Annotated in this window: 22 protein-coding genes; 17 read left to right on the top strand and 5 right to left on the bottom strand. The window is 52.0% G+C overall.

Going from position 1 to position 21709, the window contains the following annotated elements:
* Nucleotides 1–23: 23 nt before the first annotated feature.
* A complete protein-coding gene (locus CRG97_RS23330) occupies nt 24–551 on the bottom strand; it encodes a M67 family metallopeptidase (RefSeq protein ID WP_098747987.1) in 528 nt (175 codons plus the stop codon).
* A gap of 106 nt (nt 552–657) precedes the next feature.
* On the opposite strand from CRG97_RS23330, the gene CRG97_RS23325 reads away from it, so the two are divergent.
* Nucleotides 658–1209: a TlpA family protein disulfide reductase gene (locus CRG97_RS23325; protein WP_098747984.1), complete on the top strand. Its 552-nt coding sequence runs from the start codon at nt 658–660 to the stop codon at nt 1207–1209.
* A 96-nt stretch (nt 1210–1305) separates the two neighbouring features.
* Here CRG97_RS23325 and cimA read toward each other — a convergent pair whose 3' ends face one another.
* Complete coding sequence (gene cimA, locus CRG97_RS23320) at nt 1306–2922, bottom strand: citramalate synthase (RefSeq protein WP_098747981.1); 1617 nt, start codon at nt 2920–2922, stop codon at nt 1306–1308.
* Nucleotides 2923–3162: 240 nt separating this feature from the next.
* On the opposite strand from cimA, the gene CRG97_RS23315 reads away from it, so the two are divergent.
* The 4 genes from CRG97_RS23315 to CRG97_RS23300 all read left to right on the top strand — a co-directional run bounded on the left by CRG97_RS23315 (nt 3163) and on the right by CRG97_RS23300 (nt 7368).
* Nucleotides 3163–3999, top strand: coding sequence for an MBL fold metallo-hydrolase (locus tag CRG97_RS23315; protein ID WP_098747979.1), 837 nt, complete (start codon nt 3163–3165; stop codon nt 3997–3999).
* Nucleotides 4000–4032: 33 nt separating this feature from the next.
* Nucleotides 4033–5364 carry a DNA polymerase IV gene (locus tag CRG97_RS23310; protein ID WP_098747976.1) on the top strand — a complete coding sequence of 444 codons (1332 nt, stop codon included), beginning with the start codon at nt 4033–4035 and terminating at the stop codon, nt 5362–5364.
* A gap of 186 nt (nt 5365–5550) precedes the next feature.
* On the top strand, nt 5551–5790 hold the full coding sequence (locus tag CRG97_RS23305) for a ferredoxin (protein ID WP_009594795.1): 240 nt from the start codon (nt 5551–5553) through the stop codon (nt 5788–5790).
* 168 nt (nt 5791–5958) lie between these two features.
* Nucleotides 5959–7368, top strand: a complete 1410-nt coding sequence (locus CRG97_RS23300; protein WP_098747974.1) for a L,D-transpeptidase — start codon at nt 5959–5961, stop codon at nt 7366–7368.
* Here the strand turns inward: CRG97_RS23300 and CRG97_RS33355 are convergent.
* On the bottom strand, nt 7365–7502 hold the full coding sequence (locus tag CRG97_RS33355) for a hypothetical protein (protein ID WP_015736685.1): 138 nt from the start codon (nt 7500–7502) through the stop codon (nt 7365–7367). The two genes, CRG97_RS23300 and CRG97_RS33355, sit on opposite strands and share 4 nt — an antisense overlap.
* A 196-nt stretch (nt 7503–7698) precedes the next feature.
* On the opposite strand from CRG97_RS33355, the gene CRG97_RS23295 reads away from it, so the two are divergent.
* The 3 genes from CRG97_RS23295 to CRG97_RS23285 are packed head-to-tail and all read left to right on the top strand — an operon-like array spanning nt 7699 to nt 10063.
* A complete protein-coding gene (locus CRG97_RS23295; protein WP_202618995.1) occupies nt 7699–8793 on the top strand; it encodes a quinone-dependent dihydroorotate dehydrogenase in 1095 nt (364 codons plus the stop codon).
* A 24-nt stretch (nt 8794–8817) separates the two neighbouring features.
* On the top strand, nt 8818–9630 hold the full coding sequence (yjbM, locus tag CRG97_RS23290; RefSeq protein ID WP_076325749.1) for a GTP diphosphokinase: 813 nt from the start codon (nt 8818–8820) through the stop codon (nt 9628–9630).
* Nucleotides 9620–10063, top strand: a complete 444-nt coding sequence (locus tag CRG97_RS23285) for a DUF309 domain-containing protein (protein WP_098747969.1) — start codon at nt 9620–9622, stop codon at nt 10061–10063. Before yjbM ends, CRG97_RS23285 begins: the two co-directional genes overlap by 11 nt.
* Before the next feature lie 89 nt (nt 10064–10152).
* On the opposite strand, the gene CRG97_RS23280 is transcribed toward CRG97_RS23285, so the two are convergent.
* Both CRG97_RS23280 and CRG97_RS23275 read right to left on the bottom strand, forming a co-directional pair.
* On the bottom strand, nt 10153–10608 hold the full coding sequence (locus CRG97_RS23280) for a PCYCGC motif-containing (lipo)protein (protein WP_098747967.1): 456 nt from the start codon (nt 10606–10608) through the stop codon (nt 10153–10155).
* On the bottom strand, nt 10605–11132 hold the full coding sequence (locus tag CRG97_RS23275; protein ID WP_098747964.1) for a thioredoxin family protein: 528 nt from the start codon (nt 11130–11132) through the stop codon (nt 10605–10607). The genes CRG97_RS23280 and CRG97_RS23275 overlap by 4 nt, the downstream gene beginning before the upstream one ends.
* A gap of 160 nt (nt 11133–11292) precedes the next feature.
* Between CRG97_RS23275 and CRG97_RS23270 the strand changes: the two genes are divergently transcribed.
* The 9 genes from CRG97_RS23270 (at nt 11293) to CRG97_RS23230 (ending at nt 21701) form a co-directional block, all read left to right on the top strand.
* Complete coding sequence (locus tag CRG97_RS23270; RefSeq protein WP_098747962.1) at nt 11293–12891, top strand: RsmB/NOP family class I SAM-dependent RNA methyltransferase; 1599 nt, start codon at nt 11293–11295, stop codon at nt 12889–12891.
* Nucleotides 12888–13640 (top strand): pseudouridine synthase, encoded by a 753-nt coding sequence (locus CRG97_RS23265; RefSeq protein WP_098747960.1) that lies wholly within the window; start codon nt 12888–12890, stop codon nt 13638–13640. Before CRG97_RS23270 ends, CRG97_RS23265 begins: the two co-directional genes overlap by 4 nt.
* 38 nt (nt 13641–13678) lie before the next feature.
* The gene (locus CRG97_RS23260; protein ID WP_098747957.1) at nt 13679–14479 is read left to right on the top strand and encodes a Cof-type HAD-IIB family hydrolase; all 801 of its coding nucleotides are present in this window, start codon (nt 13679–13681) and stop codon (nt 14477–14479) included.
* A 260-nt stretch (nt 14480–14739) separates the two neighbouring features.
* Nucleotides 14740–15954: a helix-turn-helix domain-containing protein gene (locus tag CRG97_RS23255; RefSeq protein WP_098747954.1), complete on the top strand. Its 1215-nt coding sequence runs from the start codon at nt 14740–14742 to the stop codon at nt 15952–15954.
* Between the two features lie 48 nt (nt 15955–16002).
* Nucleotides 16003–17073: an ABC transporter substrate-binding protein gene (locus CRG97_RS23250; RefSeq protein WP_098747951.1), complete on the top strand. Its 1071-nt coding sequence runs from the start codon at nt 16003–16005 to the stop codon at nt 17071–17073.
* Between the two features lie 11 nt (nt 17074–17084).
* Nucleotides 17085–17927 carry an alpha/beta hydrolase gene (locus tag CRG97_RS23245; RefSeq protein ID WP_098747948.1) on the top strand — a complete coding sequence of 281 codons (843 nt, stop codon included), beginning with the start codon at nt 17085–17087 and terminating at the stop codon, nt 17925–17927.
* 13 nt (nt 17928–17940) lie between these two features.
* Entirely contained in the window at nt 17941–18726 is a 786-nt protein-coding gene (locus CRG97_RS23240) for a 2,3-dihydro-2,3-dihydroxybenzoate dehydrogenase (protein WP_098747945.1), read from the top strand.
* A gap of 69 nt (nt 18727–18795) precedes the next feature.
* On the top strand, nt 18796–20040 hold the full coding sequence (gene dhbC / locus CRG97_RS23235; protein WP_098747943.1) for an isochorismate synthase DhbC: 1245 nt from the start codon (nt 18796–18798) through the stop codon (nt 20038–20040).
* On the top strand, nt 20037–21701 hold the full coding sequence (locus CRG97_RS23230; RefSeq protein ID WP_098747941.1) for a (2,3-dihydroxybenzoyl)adenylate synthase: 1665 nt from the start codon (nt 20037–20039) through the stop codon (nt 21699–21701). Before dhbC ends, CRG97_RS23230 begins: the two co-directional genes overlap by 4 nt.
* Nucleotides 21702–21709 lie beyond the last annotated feature (8 nt).

The raw sequence follows: 21709 nt of genomic DNA, 5'->3' as shown, positions 1-21709 counted from the left end.
GGATGCAGCAATAGCCTATTACCCTATTTGATCTGGCAAGGAATCGGGGTGAGGGAATAGAACTCTGCTGCCGGACGAACCCAGGAATTTGACGGTAGATGGCTGTCTAATTCGGCGGTTTCTTTTTCCCGCATAATTTTGTAGGCATGAAGCTGTAATGGTTTCATGCCGGGAGCGTTTGGAGCTGCAGGAGATCCGATGGCATATACCTGAAGCAATCCGCCGAAGGATGGAAGCTGCAGCAGATCCTCGCCGGACGGCTCAGGGGATGTGTGCGGGTGACTGTGAAACAAACCGACGATTCTTTTTTCAGTTAACACCAAGCGGGTCCATTGAACAGGGTCCAGATGAAAAGAATGCAGCGGAAACTCCGCTGTATTTTTTATGGGGATAAATTGCGTAACGGTTAACGATCGGCTTGTTGCGCTAGAGTGCCCGATAAGGACGCCACAGGCTTCCTCTGGCAGACAATCATACGTATAGTCCGATATATGCTGTTGTACTGCCGCGTGCAGCAGAAGCTGTTCCAGGGCCATGTCAGACGGGTTCATCTTTTTCCCTCCCGGGCTATAATTGAAGTTGATCGCGTGTTTGAAAGATCAGGGTTTCAGGGTACAATAGGGACTATAACTAAGTTTAGCAAAGGAACCTATACCTATGAAACGAAATATCATCATTCTCGTCCTGCTTGTAATTGCGGCAGGCGCTGTAATCTATAACCAAGCCGGTGACAATATCCAGGCCGTCTTCACGCAAGAGAAGCAGCTCCCGACGGAGACAGGCGCCAAGGCTGGACTGCTTGCCCCCACCTTCACCTTGAAGGGGATGGACGATAAGACCTATGCCGGCGGCGGAGCGCGCGATAAAGCAATGGTCGTCAATTTTTGGGCATCATGGTGTGAACCGTGCAAGCAAGAAGCCCCGGAGCTCGATAAGTTGGCGGCGGAATATGCAGATGAGCTGGAAATCTACGGCGTGAACGTGTCCAAGTATGACAATGAGAAGAAAGCGCGTCAATTCGTTAAGGATTTTGAACTCCGGTATCCGATCCTTCTCGATCCCAAAGGAGAAGTGTTCGAGGCGTTGTATAAAGGCCAGGTCTTCCCGACGAATGTGCTGATTGATCGAAACGGCGTGATCCAGGAAATCATTCTTGGCGCTCCGGATCCCAAGGATCTTCGCAAAAAGGTAACCAAGCTGTTGAATTAGTTAGTTGTGAAGCGAAAAGCGGCGGAAACACCAAAAAAAGCGCGGCCACCATGTTCATGACATGGCGGATACGCGCTTTTTATATTGGATACAGCCTTAGTGATTAACCAACCCTTGTCTAGTCGCGGACTCATGCACTTGTTCCGGTGAGATTTGGCCGAGCAGCGCATAGCGCATACTGTCCACCAGCGCTTCCCAGCTCGCCTCAATGACGTTGCTGGAGACACCGACGGTGTTCCAGGAATTCTCAAAGTTCTTGGACTCGATCAGCACCCGTACTTTGGCTGCCGTCGCATCCTTGTCATCCAGCACCCGTACCTTATAGTCAGCGAGATGCATTTCCTTGAGTGTCGGGAAGTATTGGACCAGCGCTTTACGCAGCGCATTGTCAAGCGCATTGACCGGACCGTTGCCTTCTGCCGCAGTGTAGATGCTCTCACCGGCAACGTTGACTTTAACGAAGGCTTCGGAGACAACCGGTTGCCCGGCTGATTTCTCTACCAGCATTTTGAAGGATTCGAAGGTAAACAGCTCCTTGAGCTCTCCGTTCGCTTCCCGAAGAAGCAGCTCCAGGGAGGCGTCTGCGCCTTCGAATTGATACCCTTCATGCTCAAGATCCTTGATTTTTCCGATAATATGCTTGGATTGTTCACTAGCCGGATCAAAGTCAAGACCCATGTCTTGCGCCTTCGATACGATGTTGCTCTGTCCTGCAAGCTCGGATACAAGCACGCGCTGCTTGTTTCCGACTTTCTCCGGTTCGATATGCTCGTACGTTCTAGAATCGCGCAGGATCGCCGAAACATGGATGCCTCCCTTATGGGCAAAGGCAGCGTTACCCACATACGGCTGGTTGACCGGCATATTGACGTTGGCGATTTCACTGATATACCGTGCGGTATTTGTCAGCGTGCGTAGGTTGTCGTCTCCGATGCATTCATAACCCAGCTTCAACTGCAGATTCGGGATGATGGAGCACAGGTTGGCATTCCCGCAACGTTCCCCATAACCGTTCATCGTTCCCTGCACATGCTGGACACCAGCCTGTACGGCACTCAGGGTGTTGGCAACGGCAAGCTCGCAATCGTTGTGGGTGTGAATGCCGAGTGGAGCGCCGGGCAATGGACCCGCTAAAGATGTCACAATGTTCGAGATCTCGTGCGGGAGACTGCCGCCGTTCGTATCGCACATGACAAGCCAATCAGCGCCTGCCTCTCGTGCTTTGGACAATACGGCAACAGCATATTCGGGATTGTTCTTATAGCCGTCAAAAAAGTGCTCGGCATCAAAAATCACTTCGAGGCCTTTTTGCTTCAGGAAAGCGATGGAATCATAGATCATCGCCAGATTCTCTTCGAGTGTCGTCTGAAGCGCGGTATGGACGTGGAAATCCCATGACTTCCCGACCAAAGTGGCCGCAGAAACGCCGGATTCCAAAATCCGAAGCAGATTGGCATCCTGGTCGGCGATGGAGCCTTTGCGGCGAGTGCTGCCAAACGCGGTTACTTTTGAGGTTAAGCCGAGATCCTGGACTCTTTTGAAAAATTCGATGTCCTTGCTGTTGCTTCCCGGGATACCGCCTTCAATATAATGAACACCAAGAGCATCGAGTTTCTTGGCGATTTTGACCTTGTCGTCCGCCGACAAGCTGATTCCTTCGCCTTGGGTTCCGTCGCGAAGTGTCGTATCAAAGATGGAAATGGACTTAGACATGATGTCCTCCTTTGGGTGTCCGGGATTGGACCGTATTGTTTATAATTTTGTATTATAACATTTCTTTGCGGGAAAGTAACAGAGTAAAAAACAAACCTTACCTATAGAGGCTTATTCTTGACCCGCGTTAAGGGTAACGATATGCTGGAGGCGTTGGTGAAGCCTTCATGATTCCTCATGGATAATGACATGAAGACACTTCATTGACTAAAGAGGATATAATGGAATGGAGTTTATGACATGATTCAATATTCTAATGATCAGGTGACGATTTTTCAAAGTGCGTTATTTCAGACCACTTCAACGGTAATCCAGCTGGATGAGAGTATCATTATCATCGATCCGAACTGGCTGCCGCACGAAATCGATGAGATTCGAGAACATGTTAACGCGGTTCGGGGAAACAGGGAATGTTATCTCATCTTTACGCATGGGGACTACGACCACATTATCGGATATAAGGCTTTCCCGGACGCCAAGACGATTGGGAGTGCCGGACTCAGAGATGACCCGGAAAAAGAGGATAAACTGAAATCAATTCGTGATTTTGATGCTTCCCACTATATTACTCGCGATTATCCCATAGAATTCCCAGTACTTGATATGGTTATCGAGGAAGATGGACAACAGCTCGCAATGGGCTCCACAACGCTTACGTTCTATAGAGCACCGGGACATACGGCCGACGGCTTGTTTACCGTGATTGATTCCGTGGGCGTATTTGCAGCCGGTGACTACTTATCCGATTTTGAGCTTCCATTTATCTTCCAAAGTGCGAGGGACTATGAAGGAACGATTCGCCAAGCTGCAAGGATCCTGAAGGAGCATCCGGTTGCTTTGCTCATCCCTGGGCATGGCCGGCATACGACAAGCCGATCTGAGATGAATCGAAGAGTGGAGGCAGCCCGAAGCTATCTGGAACGACTGCGTCAGGCTGTTATGGATGGCGATGATACGGCTCTTGACCAGCTGCGGCAGGAGCACGGATTTGTCTCCGAATTCACGGCGAAGTGCCATAAGGAAAACGTGAGAATCATTCAAAATGAACTCCAAGATGAGGGCAGCAATAAGACTTAAGTAGAACCGTGCCGAAGAAAGAAGGAATTCTGCGTGGGACATATCGACAATTATTATCCGGCCAGCGGCCGCGTTATACTTCATGTGGATATGAATGCTTTTTACTGTTCTGTACACGAAGCTGAGGAGCCGGAGCTCTATCGGGGCAAACCCACGGCTGTCGCGGGCAGCATCGAGCTGCGAAAAGGCGTCATCGTCACCTGCTCCTATGCGGCACGGTCACTTGGGATCCGCACAGGAATGAACGTGAGACAGGCGCTGCGGATCTACCCCGACCTGATGATCATCCAGCCGGATTTTCATCTGTACCGCAAGTATTCCAATGCATTTATGAATATAGCTTACGCCTATACGCCGCTGTTGGAAGCGACTTCGATTGACGAATGTTACCTGGATATAACGGGATCAAAGCAGTTCGGTACCCCCCTGGATATCGCCCGGGAGATCCAGCAGCGCATTCGCGAGGAGTTGTCGCTGCCTTGCTCCGTCGGCATTGCTCCGAATAAATTGCTGGCCAAGATGGCCTCGGACATGAAAAAGCCCAACGGGCTATCCGTGCTGCGGATACGGGATGTCCCGCAGGTACTCTGGAACAGACCCTGTGCAGAGCTGTTTGGCATCGGGAGCAAGACAGCCGACAAGCTGCGTAAGTTGAACATCCAGACCATCGGACAGCTGGCCGCTGCCGATGAAGGCCTGCTGACCTCAACTTTTGGCGTAATGGGGTCATGGATGAAAAGGGCAGCCAGCGGCATCGACCATGCTCCTGTCGTTGCGGAGCGGGAACAGAGCAAATCGATCGGACACACGACCACGCTCCCGCAGGATGTTACTTCGGCGGAGGAGGCGCGAAGGGTGCTGCTGAATCTGAGCGATCAGGTAGCGCGCCGGCTCCGCAGGCAGGGTCTAATGACCAGCGGCATACAGATCACGCTGCGTACACCGGATATGAAGACGATCACCCGGTCGAGGCATCTGGCCATACCGACGGAAAATACCGAGGATATCTACCGGGAAGCGTGCGAGCTGTATCACCGGCACTGGAAGCAGGACAAGCCGCTTCGTCTGCTTGGCGTTACGCTGCAGCAGCTTATCGCGAAGGAGGAATCCGCCATTCAGCTGGATTTGTTCGATTATGAGAAACAGCCAAAGAAAGAATCGCTGACCCGGGTCATGGACGAGCTGCGCAATAAATTCGGCGAGAGTGCGGTGCTGACCGCTGGCATGTTGGGAGATGATCCGTCGTCCTTAATCCGCAATCATAAGCGGAGAGGTACATCTTTACAGATGGATTTTGTAAGGGATCTGGGGAACGATAATAAAAATGCCGTTCAGCCGCCCGCGAAGGACCCGGACCGCGATTAGCCGTTTTTTTGATAGTTGAAGCTCCTTCATTTCCTTTGAAAATAACAAATTATTGTCGGAAAATGTTAGGAAATATATTTGTATTCCTAAAAAAATTGTATTAATATATGTAGATGGTGGCGGGAGACCGTCAGCTTATACTATGTTTATAGAGATGTTTATAGATATACAGGAGGAAGAGAGACTATGGCGAAGTTTACTTGGGTAGATAAAGATACCTGCATTGCTTGCGGCGCATGCGGAGCAACGGCACCCGATATTTACGATTACGACGACGAAGGCCTGGCAGAAGTTATTTTTGACGGAGACAACAACCGCGGGGTAACTGAAATTCCGGAAGATATGCATGATGATATGCTGGATGCTTGCGATGGCTGCCCAACAGATTCAATTCGGATTGCTGACGAGCCGTTTAACGCAGAATAACCAATACCGCTTTAAGCCCTGATATTCCATCTTGAACTTATACCGACGCCCTCTGCCCGACAAAGGCAGGGGGCGTTTTTTCGTATCCGACGATTCATACATAATTAGAGCGTTTATTCCGATATACAGGATAATAGAGGTAAAAATGTCATAAAAGGAGGCTCCCGAATGAACAATTCGCTGTACCTCAAAAGGTATGTGGAGACGCATCCTGATAATAAAATGGCCTGGTACCTGCTGGGGAAGGAATATGAACAGGCCGGCGAACAGGGCAAGGCAAATTACTGCTACAACAAGGCAGAAGGGGTCTATGAAGCCTTTGAGCTTAGTCAGGTCCCGTCCGATATATGGAAAAATTACGAACAGCGTTTATTGGAAATGGAGAGGGACAAGGATCGAAAGCGAAAAAGAACCCGGCGTTTGCTTGCTGCGCTGGTGTTATTGCTGCTGGTATTCCTTCCTCCAGCCCAGGCGCCGGGCTCCGTTCCGGGGGATTTTGCATCAGATGTATTCCCGCCGAATGAGCCGGTATCCGCCTCGGTCGTTAACAAAGAGAAGCGGGATTCGCGTAAAGAACCGCTGTACACCGCCGTTGCTTCCGGCCAGGGGAAGGATTCCGCCGGAGCCCTGTCCTCATTGCTTCGGCATCCGCAGGCATTGCCGAATTGGTCGGTTGCGCTTGGGATGAAGCAATCGGGCAAGTGGCAGTTATGGAGCAAGGACATGGAACGTTTATATGGATTGCATCGGGATGCTAAAGGCGCCATTGCGATCCAGCCATATGAAGGAGCGGCATTGGAGTGTGATTGCGAGCCTGCGGATAGTTCGCAGCTTAAGCGGAGCGCGGGGCAATGGGCGGATCTGCAAGTCGAGACGGCCGTGCTGCAGGAAGCGGCCAACCAGTATAAGGCTCGGCATGGACGCCTGCCTAAAGGCTTGAATGAACTGACGCAGCCGTATCCGAATAATTGGTTGTCCGGCCGTTCCAAAGCAATGGAGGCGATGTTCGGAGCATTAATGAAGCATAAGTCCCAAGGAACTGGCGGCCATGAGGACCAGCCGGGGCAGCAGCCTGGGAACGACCCGGAGGAGATTGGATATTGGGGGACTTCGCCGAACGGGGATCCTTTTTTTGAGCAGCCGCTTCAGGTCATCATTGACCGGAAACATCATCGGCTTGCCGTTGTCAGCGGCACCGTCATGCTGCGCAATTATGCGGTCGGGCTTGGAGGAGCGAAAACGCCGCTGGGTGATTTTCATATTAATGACAAGGTTGTTAATCCGAACGGGACCACGAAGGGCCCTTATGGGACGCGGGGAATGCAGCTGTCCGATACGCAATACGCGATACACGGTACGCTAGACGTGGACAGTATCGGAGCGAATGAATCTGAGGGCTGCATCCGTATGCTTAAAGAGGATGTGGAGGAGCTGTTTGATCTGGTTCCGATGGGAACCGTCGTGAAAATTCGGGAAGGGGTTCTGCCCGAGGACCTGTGGACGCCGAAAGAGCGTTTTAAGCTCAAGCTTGCCCAGGGGCAGACCAACCCCAACAAGGTGTATCACTGGCTGGATTAAGGCTGGGCGATCACAATTAAAACGATAATCAGGATAATAAGAAGAGCGATGCCGGAGCTGATCCATAGTATGGCCTTCTTATTAACCTCTTCTTTTTTCTGCTGCAAGGTCGGAGGCTTACGTTTGGCTGACATGTCTTTCCCCTCTTTCTCTCATGATCATGAAAATGATTTGTACAATCCTTCTTTATTGTAAGGGGTTTGTCCCGAAATTGCCATATCGCTTTCTCGTCAGGACGATCGCCCGGTTTATGCTGAAGAACTTTCTTTTTGAGGCAGAAACGGATAAACTGAAGGATAGAGAAATAACTGGATGAGAGGAAGAGTGGATGTGCTGTACCGCAACATAGGCAAACCTATATTTTTTAAACTCGATCCCGAGAAAGCTCACCACCTTGTGGTTGGCGGCCTTGGACGTGCCTCCGGCGTGGTTGGCGCAGACGCTGTCATGCGAGGGATGTACGGTGTTAGCGAAACACCGGATTTGGCAGTGGACCTGTTCGGGCTTCATTTCCCGACACCGGTCGGACTTGCCGCCGGGTTAGATAAAAATGCTCAGGCCGTCAAAGGTTTCTCCTCCATCGGCTTCGGATTTATGGAAGTAGGCACGGTGACCCCGAAGGGACAACCGGGCAACGAACAGCCGCGATTGTTCCGGCTTCCTCCGGATGAGGCACTCATCAACCGGATGGGCTTCAACAACGAAGGGGCCGAGGCGATGGCAAAAAGGCTGTCCGCACTCAAGGAACGCCGTATTCCGGTTGCCGTCAACATCGGAAAGAACAAGGCGACTCCGAACGAGAAAGCCAACGGTGATTACGAAGCTTGCATCCAAGCTTTATTTCCGTATGGCGACTTTTTTGTTGTCAACATCAGTTCCCCGAACACGCCGGACTTGCGCAGCCTTCAGCATGGGAGCGAATTGTCATCCTTGCTGGAAGACGTGAAGAACGAAATGTCCCGCCAAGCGAAGATCCATGGAGGCGAGAAGGCCGTCCTGGTGAAGATTGCGCCGGATGTGAGTGATGAGGAACTGGAATTCATGGTGGATACGATTAGCGCAAGCGGCGTTTCCGGCATTATCGCCACGAATACGACGCTTTCGCGGGATGGCCTGACGCACGGTAACGCCAAAGAAACCGGCGGCCTTAGCGGGAAACCGCTGCGTAACCGATCAACGGAGATCGTATCCCGGATTTACAAGCAGACCGGCGGTGCGCTTCCGATTATCGGGTCTGGCGGAATTTTTACGGCAAGTGATGCTTATGACAAAATACGCGCGGGCGCAAGCCTGGTGGAAATTTATACAGCACTTATCTATGAAGGGCCTGAGGTGAACCGCAAGCTTCATTCCGGTCTCCGGGAGCTGCTTGCACGGGATGGCTTCAGCCATATTTCCGAAGCCGTCGGGGCTAATCATCGGTAAAGGGTAAAGACAGGAGGCAAGGCGATGGACGTTAGAGACTGGGGGACATTTTTGCTTCCGTATGAGCAGACCGTTGAGGAATTGAAGGTTAAATTCAAGACGATGCGTTCCGAACTGAAAAAACGGGAGGAATACGCACCTATCGAATTCGTAACGGGTCGGGTCAAACGGATCTCGAGCATACTGGACAAGGCGAAACGCCTCGATGTGCCGATGGACGAGTTGGAAACCGGGATTGAGGATATCGCAGGCATTCGGATTATGTGTCAGTTCGTGGAGGATATCCGGCGGGTAGCCGAATATATCCGGGCACGGAAAGACCTGACTGTATTATACGAGAAGGATTACATTACCAATTTCAAAGAGAGCGGCTATCGGAGCTTTCATATGATTATCGAATATCCGGTGCAAACGGCTTTGGGGCAAAAGAAGGTGCTTGCCGAAATTCAGATCCGCACGCTGGCCATGAATTTCTGGGCTACGATTGAGCATTCCCTTAGCTACAAGTACCGGGAAAGCCTCCCGGATGACATTCGGGCACGGCTGAAGAAGGCCGGAGAAGCGGCGAATACGCTGGATACGGAAATGTCGAGCATCCGGGAGGATATATTGGAGGCGCAGCGGCAGTTCGAGGACGATTCCAATATTACGACACAGGTGCTGAACGCGATTCACAAGTTGTATTTCTTCCATCTGGTCAATGAGGCGATTGCTTTTCAGAGCCGATTTAACGCGATATTTCAGGATCATGACATGGATGCGATGAAGGTGCTTCTGGATGAGGTGAAGGAGCTGCTGGCCGAAGCTAAGAAGAAAGTAAACGAGCATGAGCTATGAACCGCTGTATGTCGCTTACCTCGTTTACTTTAACCGTGATCGGGACTACTTCGAATGTCATGAAGTGTTAGAGGAACTGTGGCTCGCGCGGGATCGTGATCCAAGGTATAAGGGACTTCTGCAAGTGGCTGTCGGGCTTTTTCATTTCCGGAACAACAACGTAAGAGGAGCATATAAAATGTTCACAAGCGCTGTATCCCGCCTCGGGAGTTGTCCCGGCGATGAACTGGGGATCTCGATGGGGAAGCTGGTGAGCGAGGTCCGGGACTACGCCAAGCAGCTGGCGTCGTATGACGTTCGTCCATTTCCCTATAGGGATTTGACGATCGAAATTGGGGATACTGAGCTTAAGCAGGCAGTTCAGTTGGCATCGGAGCGCATCATGCCGAACATTCCGCAGCGGCGAAAGCCGGAGCGGGCACATTCCAAGTAACTTTAGGAACAAGTGAAAAAAGAGCTGCCCGTCTGTAGAGGGATCTACTTTTGGGCAGCTCTTTTTTATGATTATTCAGAAATTCAGAATCAAGATTCGGTACCTTTGTATTTATCATCGATGAACTGTTTGATTTCCTCGACGGATTTTCCTTCGTCATGAAGCCGTTTGGCATCCTGCAGCTCGGTCAGGCAGATGCCGCATTGAGCGCCATGGTCCGTCCATTTGACTTCGCCGTCCTTGTTCTCGGCAATGAAGCAGCGATGAAGGGAATCGTGATAGCCGTTCTCCTCGTCCATGCAGCCGCAATAACATTTGATTTCCTTTATGATGTCCTCTAATTCTCCGACCGTAGCATAGGTTGCTTGCGTATTGTCGGTATAGCTCGACAAGAACTTCGGCATAACCGTCATGCTGGCTGTTGTCTCATATCGTTCAGAATCGGCGCCGTGCTGATGCCCGGCAGCGGATTCTTTACCGCCGCATGCGGTCAGCAGCATGCCTGAAATGACGAAGGTAAAGAGGATGGCGCGAGTGCGGTTCATTTCGTCACGCTCCCTTTATATTTATCCAGGATTTGCTTTAAGTCATCGATGGAGTAGCCTTCACTGGAACCTTCCGGTTTCAATCCGCCGACCATGCGTTCTTTCTCTACACCGTTCTCGAAGTAGACCAGCGTCGGGGTGAACTCAATGTTGTACTCTCTCCAGCCTTCCTGATACTCGCGAAGGTTGTACTGGTGCATGGTAATTCCAGCATCATCCGCCAAAGGCATCAGTTCCGGGGTTGTCGCACGGCAGTGCGGACAGTCGGATGCAAAGAAGTACACGAAGAAGTTCTCTTTGTTGTCGACCTTGCTCTTCAGCTGATCCGGCAAAATGATTTGCTGGTAGTTCGGATCATTAAGGAGTTCTTGCGTAGCCGGGTTCAGGCTGGAGACCTTCTTCCCTCCGTACAATTCGCTTGCTTCTCCTTGACCGTTCAAGAAAATGAGTGCAGCAATCAATAAGACGAAGACTCCGCCGAAGGCGTATAATGCGGTGTATTTATTCTTTTTTTTGTGGTTCATGGATCCACCCCCTAATGATTAATAATAAATAAGGACTTGTCCTTTTTAATGTAGTTTATTATACAATATTAAAAGTCGGAGCGGAACATGCGAATGTTTGCTTCAGCACGGTGAAAACATACTTTCAAACGATACGATACAGAACAGGTAGGTACCATGTATGGCATTACGACTGCCCTCGCCGTTTCTGGCGAAGATGAAATCGCTGCTTGGTGAAAACTATGACAATTTTATGAAGTCTTATGAACAAGCCCCGAATGCCGGCATTCGGGTGAATACGCTGAAGATCAGCAGAGAGGAATTCATGAAGTTGTCCCCCTTTGACCTTGCGCCCATCCCCTGGTGTTCCACCGGTTATTATACTCAGGCTGGAGAGCGTCCCGGACGGCATCCTTACTATCATGCGGGGTTATATTATATTCAGGAACCAAGCGCGATGGCTCCGGTTGAACTGCTCGGCGTAACGCCGGGGGATCTGGTGCTGGACCTGTGCGCGGCTCCCGGCGGCAAATCTACGCAGATTGCAGCAAAGCTGAGTGGGCAGGGGGTGCTGGTTAGCAATGATCTTCATCCGGACCGCACCAAAGCGCTTGCCAAAAACTTGGAGATGTACGGCGTGCGGAACGCCGTGGTGCTCAATGAGGATCCGGAGCGGATCGCGGGTGCTTTCCCCGGATTTTTCTCCAAAATATTGATCGATGCCCCCTGCTCCGGCGAAGGGATGTTCCGCAAAGACGAATCCATGCTGAAGTACTGGGACGAATCGTCTCCGCTCAAGTTTGCGGAGATGCAGCGGGATATTTTGAAATCGGCAGCAGCCATGCTCCGTCCGGGAGGTCGGCTGGTGTATTCTACCTGTACCTTCTCTCCGGAGGAGAACGAAGGGATGATTGCGGAGTTTCTGAATGAGCATCCGGATTTTTGCGTGGTCCCGGTGGATCATTCGGAATTTTTTTCTCCGGGGGAAACGGCCTGGATGTCGGGACAGGAAAAGGTGAAGGACGATGTGCTGAAGCAGCTTTCCGGGACCGCCAGACTGTGGCCGCATAAGGTCAGAGGCGAAGGACATTTCATGGCCGTGCTTCAGCGGGAGGGCGAGCTGGACATGCGTGAGGCTGAACGGGAACAAGCTCCATTATTCAAGCCAGGCGGCTTGATCAACGAGTCGCTTGCTATATCCTCCCGGACAGAGCAATCCCGTGAACGTAAAGGTAAAACTGCTCTTCGGGAGGAGCGATCAGGTAAACCAGGGAAATACGGTAAAGGTGCAACGCGCCAGCAGGCATCCCGCCGGAGCGTTACAGATTCTCAATCGGGTTCGATTCATCTATTCCAAGCCTTTATTCGCGAGCAGCTGGATATGGAGCTGACGGGATATCCCGTAATCTACGGGAACCATGTCTATGTATCGCTCCTGCCAGAAGAGCAGCTGAAGCAGCTCAAAGTGATTCGTCCCGGATGGTATATGGGACAGTTGAAGAATGAATGGTTTGTACCTGGACATCCCTTGGCTACAGCTCTTCGAGCGGATGAGGCTGTTAGATATGTCAGCCTGTCCTCCGAGGACGGGGAAGCGGTCCGGTATTTGAAAGGGGAAACCTTATCGATTCCGGAAGAGCGCGTGATCTGTCGATCGGGTGCTGAAGCGAAGGGTTATGTGTTAGTGTGTATAGACGGATACTCAGCCGGTTGGGGCAAATGGCAGGCAGGAATATTGAAGAATGAGTATCCGGCAGGGTGGAGGTGGACATCGATATGAGTGCTAAAGGCAGAACAACGCAAAGATTGGACAAGGTGTTATCCAATCTGGGATTCGGCTCGCGGGCCGAATTGAAGAAAAAGGCCAAACAAGGGAGCATTGTGGTCAACGGAACAGTGATGAAGGACTCTGGCAAACATGTTGATCCTTATACGGATATCATTGAGTTTGAGGGAGAGACCGTTCAATACCGGGAATTTGTGTATCTCATGCTGCACAAACCTCCGGGCGTCATTTCGGCGACCGAGGATCTTCGTGACCGTACGGTGCTGGATCTCCTGGATGAGGAATATCTGATCTTCGAGCCGTTTCCGGTGGGCCGATTAGATAAGGACACGGAAGGACTGCTGCTGCTTACAAATGACGGTAAATTGGCCCATGAGCTGCTGTCGCCCCGGAAGCATATCCCGAAAACCTATGAAGCGATTGTAGAGGGCAGGGTGGACGATGAGGATGTACGGTTGTTTGCTGCGGGAGTTACCTTAGATGACGGATACGTAACGTTGCCCGGAGAGCTGGTGATCCATTCCCATGAGGAACGAGGCGACGGGGCCCAGCTGTCCCGCATCTCGCTGACGATCCATGAAGGTAAATTTCATCAGGTCAAGCGGATGTTTGAGGCGGTAGGCAAAAAAGTCATTTATCTCAAAAGAGTCAGCATGGGCGAACTTCGATTGGATGAAAAGCTCGAGATCGGGGCGTACCGGGAGCTTACCGAGCAAGAATTGTCTTTGATCGGAAGGGCATAATCACGATAGAGAAATAGAGACTAAAGGATGGATGGAGAATGGCATACAAATTGGTAGCACTTGATGTTGATGGAACGCTGCTGAATGATGATCATGAAATCACGGAGAAAACGAGGAACACCGTAATGGAAGCCGCAAAACAAGGGGTGGAAATTGTACTGTGCACAGGCAGAGGACCGCTGAATTCGATTCCTTTTATGAAAAGCATGGGTCTTGGCGGTTATGTCATCAGTCATAATGGTGCGGCAACGGTAGAAGTGGAGACCCAAAAAATTGTGCATCAGTTCGGCATGGACCCGCTTCAGCTTGAGCCTTTCATGAAATACTGCCGTGAGCACGGGGTGCATTTTGACGTGAATACCGCCTTTGAGATGTATGTGGACCAAGTGGAGGAGCTTGCCGGTCCGGTGCGTTCGATGTACGAGAACTATTTAATGCTGCCAAGCAATCTGCCGTCATGGGAGGAACTGTCAGACCCGGTCGTCAAATTCACAACCTTTGGCGAATCCGCTGATATCGACCGCGTCTACGCAGATTGGAGCCAGTGGACCCTTCCTTTTAACATGCTGCGAAGCGGAGAGTACTTCATCGATCTTATGCATAGTGAGGCATCCAAGGGAAGCGCGCTTCAGCAGCTGGCAGCAAGAAGAGGTTATGAGCCGGACGAGGTGCTGGCCATCGGCAATTACTTCAACGATATTACGATGCTGACCTATGCAGGGATGGGGATTGCGATGGATAACTCTCCGGTCGAGGTCAAGGCTGCAGCCAATGCGGTGACAACTTCGAATAATGAGGACGGCGTACACGAGGCATTGGTGAAATACTGTTTGTCGTAAATCGACTATTTTATAAAAGAGAACCCGCCACAGGACACTTGGTAAAAGTGCCTAATGGCGGGTTTTTTGCGTAGTTTGGAACCTGTTAACAGGTTTCATTCAGAGTATAGGGACAAGAATTTCCTTCCAAATTTGGATTGACACGTTGCTAATGGCATGCTATTTTTATCAATGAAAATGATAATCATTATCAATTATTAAGGCTGATAAACATGCCTGCATAGCCTGCATCTCGTTTTATCGGAAAAAGGAGGCAACTCATGCGTACGGAAGAAGAGCTGAAAATAGATAGCCTATCGGATTCGGATCGTAGCGGGAGAACCAGTCTGGTTGAAATTAAGGAGTTTATCGATTGCCATTATAAAGAGGCGTTATCCATTGGCCAATTGGCCAGGATGGCTAATATTTGTCCTAAGTATTTTGTGGATTTATTTAAAAAGACATTCGGCCAAACCACGATCGATTACCTGACCCATGTTCGTATGAATCATGCCAAGCGTTATTTGGCCGAATCGGACGATCGGCTTCGGGACATTGCACAGCGAGTTGGCTATAAGGATGAGTTTTACTTCAGCCGCATCTTTAAAAAGAAGGTGGGCATGTCGCCATCCGAATATGCCCGAAATTCAAGGCAGCTTATTGCGGCCTGCTCTTCCTCTATCATCGGACAGCTGGTGGCATTGAATGTCGTCCCTGCCGCTGCGCCTCTTGACGCCAAGTGGACCCCGTATTACTACAATGCCTATCACTCGGAGATCAAATCGCGCTTGAAGCTAACGTCCCCTTATCCGGACAGCCGTTTCGAGGAGAATATCGAGCAGCTGTTCCGCGCCAAACCTGACGTTATTATCGGCATGGACCATCTCGGTCCAGAGGAAGTCACCAAGCTGGAGCATATTGCCCCTACCTTGATTGTTCCATCCCATGCAGGGTGGAGGAAGCAGCTGGAGAGTATCGCAACGTTTTTGAATAAAGAAGAGCAGGCACAATCCTGGATAGAACAGTATGAACGAAGAGTGCAGTACGCGCGCTCACGAATGCGGCAAGTAGTGGGAAGCGAGAGTGTCGTTGCGCTGCGAATATATGGACAGAGCCTCTATGCATACGGTAACCGGGGACTTAAGGAAGTGCTATATCAGGATTTACAGCTCAAGGAAGCTTGCGGTCTGGATACCATGCGTAATCAACAGATCACGCTGGATGATTTGCAACGGATCAATCCGGACCGGATCCTGATCGCGGTATGCCCTGAAGCCACATCACGCCGCTATTGGCTTGCACTTCAGCATTCTGCGATATGGCAGACACTCCGAGCTGTCGCTCGCGGTAGCGTCTATATGATCTCGTCCGATCCGTGGTTCGAATATTCCGCTCTTGCCGTGACGAGAATGCTGGACGAGGCATTGCTGCTGTTTACAGGAGATAGTCCAAACGGAGTTCTGGATAAAAGCCATGGTGAATCGTTTGCTACGTAATATATACTCGACTTAATTGAGAATCATTATCACAGGAGGAGATATATTGTGGCAGAACGTTTTAACCGTGGAGTAAGAAGTTGGAGGATTAAAATATCAGCACTTGCGTGCTGTGTTATCGTCATAGGCTTGTTGTCAGGCTGTGGGGACAAGGTGGATTCCGAAGCAGCGGGCGGCGATCAGCAGGCAGCGAAGAACATAGCAGTCGAGACGACCGGCACCGTTGAGGACGGTCAAGAATCGACGGAGGAAACAGGGACGAACAGTGAGGGGACATCGACGAAGGAGGAGCGAACGGTAACGGATGAGCTTGGGCATGAAGTGAAGATTCCGGCTGACGTGAAAAACGTGTTCGCACCGAACATGGAGGATTCTTTGCTGAAGCTCGGCGTGAAGCCTGTTGCACAATGGGCCAACGGCAAGATGGGACATACCTACTTGCAGAAGGAGCTGGACGGCGTCCCCCTGATTGATTTTTCAGGAGGCTTACCTTCACCGGAAGCCCTGATGTCCTATGAACCGGATCTCATCGTGCTCCATACCGAAACCTATGCCGCGGACGGTACATATGAGAAATATGCCAAAATCGCGCCAACATACGTGTTCAAAAATGCTTCCGGCAATGTTGAGAAATCGCTGACCACCTTGGGGGATCTGCTTGGGAAAGCAACGGAGGCCGAGACCGCTCTGAAGGATTACGAGCAAAAAGCAAGCGAAGCGAAGGCTAAGCTGAGTTCCGTGGTGGGGGACAAGAACGTTGCCATCATTCGTTTTGCACCTAGAGGCGTCAGTTTGATGGGCGGAAATTATCTCTGCGGCTTTGTGCTCCATCAAGACCTGGGACTGGGCAAGTCCAAGCTGGTCGAGAACGAGAATGCAGCTAACATCTCGCTGGAGATACTACCGCAGCTGGATGCGGACTATATTTTTGTCATTAACGCCTATGATCAGGGAACCGAGCGTTTGAAGGAAATCACGGAAAGCCCGATTTGGAAGGGCATGCCGGCCGTCAAGAACGGGCAGGTCTATGAAGCGAATAACGAATACTGGCTGGGAAGCGGCCTGATCGCCTACGAGAAAATCGTGGATGATGTCGTTCGCTCCATTACGGGTCAATAGGGAGGCACGACATGAGCAATCATACGCCTTCCGTTGATATGATGCGGCGCAGCGTGGAGCTGCCCCATGCGGAGCATTGGGTGATGCGCTCGAGGGCAGGACAGCGCCGCTACCGAATCATTGCCGCACAGCCGACGGGGCAGGCTCCGCCGTCAGGATATCCGGTCATCTATCTGTTAGACGGCAACAGCGTATTTCATACGATGGTCGAAACGCTGCGCCTGCAGTGCCACAGGCCGGATAAAACAGGGATATTGCCGGCGGTCATAGTCGGTATCGGTTACGAGACGGAGGGGCAGTATGCCCCGGACCGATTCTATGATTACACGCCCTACCCCAATACGAACTTCAAGAACAAGTGGGATAGCACCTCCGTCCCGGAACAGGGGGGAGCGGCTGAATTCCTGCAATTCATCGAGGAGGAACTGAAACCGCAGATCGAGAGCGAATTTAACATCGACCGCCGTCGTCAGACGATCTTCGGTCATTCCCTTGGCGGGCTGTTCACGCTCTATGCCATGTTCAGCAAACCGCAGGCATTCTCGTGTTATATCGCGGGCAGCCCATCTATTCACTGGAATCAGGAATATTTACATGAGCTGGAGCAGTGCTTTGTCGAACGTATCAAGGAAGAGCCTTGCCATGTTCGGCTGCTGCTTGGTGCAGGAGAGCGCGAGAGGTCCCATGTCACCGGCAATTGCATCAGCGCATCCCAACTCGCCGAGCGTCTGGCTGCTGTGTCTATGTATGGCATCTCAGCCGAATTCAAAGAGTTTGAGGACGAGGGGCATCTTTCCGTGCTGCCTGTCCTCATCAGCAGAGCATTACGGCATGCACTTTATCCTCACGACTAAGGAGGTGATCGCCTTGGAGATTACAGGTATTAACGGGAAAGTAGCCCTCGTGACCGGTGCCGCCCAAGGGATAGGCGAAGCGGTGGCAAGAGCCCTCGCCCGGGAAGGAGCTGTCGTCGCGGCTTGCGATCAGAAGGAGGCCGAGCTGATCAGCCTTACGGCCGATCTATGCGGCTCAGGTGTACAGGCTGCGGCTTACAAGACGGATGTCAGCTGCAGTGCCGAGGTTGAAGCGATGATCGAGCGGATTGAAGAGGAACTCGGTCCGATCGAGATTCTCGTTAACGTTGCCGGAGTGCTGCGAATCGGAGGGGTTGAGTCGCTTGGCGACGAGGATTGGCAGGCGCATTTCAACGTCAACACCAACGGCGTATTCTACACGTCACGCTCCGTCGTAAGACGGATGGCGAGCCGTAAATCCGGGGCTATCGTGACAGTGAGTTCGAATGCATCCAGAGTTCCACGGGCCCAGATGTCGGCTTATGCTGCTTCCAAGGCAGCGTCTACGATGTTCACGAAGTGTTTGGGGCTGGAATATGCCCGTCATCACATCCGCTGTAATGTGGTTTCCCCCGGTTCTACGGATACCGGTATGCAGCGTTTGCTCTGGAAGGATGATCAAGGCGCAGGGCCCATCATTGAGGGGGCGCTGGACTCTTACCGTGTCGGCATACCGCTTGGTCGAATCGCGCTCCCTTCCGATATTGCGGATGCCGTCATTTTTCTCGTATCCGATCGGGCCCGGCACATGACTATGCAGGATGTATGCGTGGATGGCGGTGCGACGTTGGGCTGCTGAGGATTCCCGTGTTTTATTCTTTTTACAAATTCGATAAATGGTAGGCTCATAAGCAGAGAGGAGACTGAAATGTTACAGTATGATGCTCCAACCGCAGCCGAGGCTGCGCAACTTATTGAACAATACCGGGTCGGTTCGTCCTTCTTCTTCTCATCTCCGCGCAAGACGTTGTTAACGCATGGAGAGTATTCAAGACTTTCAATTCCTTCAGGGAACGATCATAGTTCACTGCCGGAACGCGCCTGGGAACTGCTTGACCTCGCCAAGCAAGGGGGACGGTCGGATGCCGTTGTTGTAGGCGCCATCCCTTTTGACATATTGAAACCGGCGAACCTGTTTATTCCGCTTACGGCTCAGTGGTATGATTCCCTTTTATTCTCTTCAGGTGAAGCCCCGGAAAGGTCCCGGATTTCCAGTTACAACGTGCTGTCCGTTCCCGAACCGGCGACGTTCAAGGAAGGCGTGAACCGGTTGCTGGATCTGATTCGTCAAAAGAAACTCCATAAAGCGGTGCTATCTCGAACACTGGATATCACGCTTCCTCATGCCTTGTCCATTCCTCATATATTGAATCACTTAGCCTATCATCACTCCCATGGCTATACGTTTGCCGTTCCGTTGGCACCCGAGTTATCCCACGCTTCCAGTCCGGATGCCGTCGCATCCACAAGGACTCTGTTTGGCGCAAGTCCAGAGCTGCTCGTAACGAAGAAGGGGCTTCGGATCAAGGGGAATCCTTTGGCAGGTTCTGCCGCGCGGAGTGCCAATCCCATTGAAGATAAGCGGCGGGCGGCAGCGCTGCTGTCATCCGCCAAGGACCGATATGAGCATGCCATCGTGATTGATGCTGTGGCGTCGGCCTTGCAGCCTTTTTGCAGCAAGCTGGAGATTCCCGCCGAGCCTTCCCTCATCCACACGAATGCCATGTGGCATCTGTCTACCGAAATCAACGGCGTCCTGAAGGATGATTCCGTAACATCGTTGGATCTTGCTCTGGCGATGCACCCGACACCGGCGATCTGCGGTACGCCGACCGATGCGGCCAGGGATGTCATACGAGCGATCGAGCCATTTGATCGCGGCTTCTATTCGGGGACCGTTGGTTGGTCGGATGCTAAAGGAGACGGCGAGTGGGCCGTAACGATTCGCTGCGCGGAAACGGAAGGAACCTTATTGCGGGTGTTTGCGGGAGCCGGAATCGTATCAGGCTCCAATGCGGAAGCCGAGCTGGCCGAGACGTCAGCCAAATTCCGGACGATCCTTGCAGCCATGGGCTTGAATGAACAACAGACAACGCTTTTGGAGGAGGAATGAGGATGTTGGAATTGGCAGGTTGTAAGGCTTGGCCGGAGGAGTTTGCAACCCGTTATCGGGAGGAAGGATGCTGGCAGGGCGAAACGTTTGGAGCGCTGCTGCGGAAGCGTGCGGCAGCGCATGGGGAGCGGACTGCGATCGTGTGCGGCGATCAGCGTACAAGTTATGCCGAGCTGGACAGCCGGGTGGACCGCCTAGCAGCGGGATTTCTTAAGCTCGGAATTAAAGCGCAGGAACGGGTTATCGTTCAGCTGCCGAATATCGCGCCATTTTTCGATACGATATTTGCGCTGTTCCGCATCGGGGCAATTCCTGTCTTCGCCCTGCCCGTCCACCGGCGGAGCGAAATCGTATATCTATGCGGATTCAGCGAAGCTGCCGCTTATATTATTCCGGATCAGGATTCGGGATATGATTACCGGGACTTGGCAGCTCAAGTTCAGGCATCGGTTCCTTCGCTGCGAAATGTCATCGTTGCAGGCGACCCGGGCTCGGGTTCATTTCTATCCCTGGATGACCTGTATCTCGATGATTCGGGCAGTCCTTCAAGCGAATTAGACGAGGAAGGCCCCGATCCCGGCGATGTTGCGTTCCTGCAGCTGTCCGGCGGGACGACCGGACTGCCGAAGCTCATTCCGCGCACGCATGACGACTATATTTACAGCTTGCGCATGAGCGCCGAAATCTGCTCGCTGGATAAGGATAGCGTTTATTTGGCGGTACTTCCCGCTGCCCATAACTTCCCGCTTAGCTCGCCGGGCGTACTGGGGACGCTGTATGCGGGAGGGAGAGTCGTCCTTGCCCGGTCCGCGAGTCCGGAGGTGGCGTTTCCGCTGATCGCCTCCGAGGCCGTAACAATAACGGCGGTCGTCCCGCCTCTTGCCTTAATCTGGCTTGAGGCGGCACAATCCCGCTCGCATGACCTGTCTCACCTGCAGGTGCTGCAGGTGGGCGGGGCCAAGTTCAGCGCAGAGGCAGCCAAGCGGGTAAGAACTGTGCTGGGATGCACGCTGCAGCAAGTGTACGGTATGGCGGAAGGCTTGGTGAACTATACCAGACTGGATGATCCGGAAGAGATAACGGTGAATACGCAGGGGCGTCCGATGTCCCTGTATGACGAAGTGCGGCTGGTTGATGAGGATGACGTGGAGGTAGCTCCCGGTGAAGTGGGGGAATTGCTGACACGGGGACCTTACACGATTCGCGGCTACTATAAAGCGGACAAGTTTAACGAAAAGGCTTTTACCACAGACGGTTTCTATCGAACGGGTGATCTGGCGAGCATGACGCCCTCAGGATACCTGGTGATCGAAGGCCGTTCCAAGGATCAGATTAACCGCGGGGGCGACAAAATCGCGGCCGAGGAGGTCGAGAATCATTTGCTTGCCCATCCGAGCGTGCACGATGCAGCCGTGGTCGCCATGCCGGACGAGTATCTGGGCGAGCGGACCTGTGCCTTCGTTATCGTGCATGATGCTGCGGTTAGCGGCAATGAGCTGAGGACTTTTCTCAGAAATAGGGGGCTCGCTGCATACAAAATCCCGGATCGGGTGGAGTTTATGGATTCCTTCCCGCACACGGGTGTCGGTAAAGTAAGCAAAAAGAGTCTGCGCGAACTAGCGATACAGAATCATGGCGCTCGGGTGAATATATCAAATTAATTTAGAAA

Source organism: Paenibacillus sp. EZ-K15, from assembly GCF_002573715.1.
Classification (GTDB): domain Bacteria; phylum Bacillota; class Bacilli; order Paenibacillales; family Paenibacillaceae; genus Paenibacillus_AQ.
Note: the sequence above shows the minus strand (reverse complement) of the source record. Positions and strands in the feature narration are given on the sequence as shown.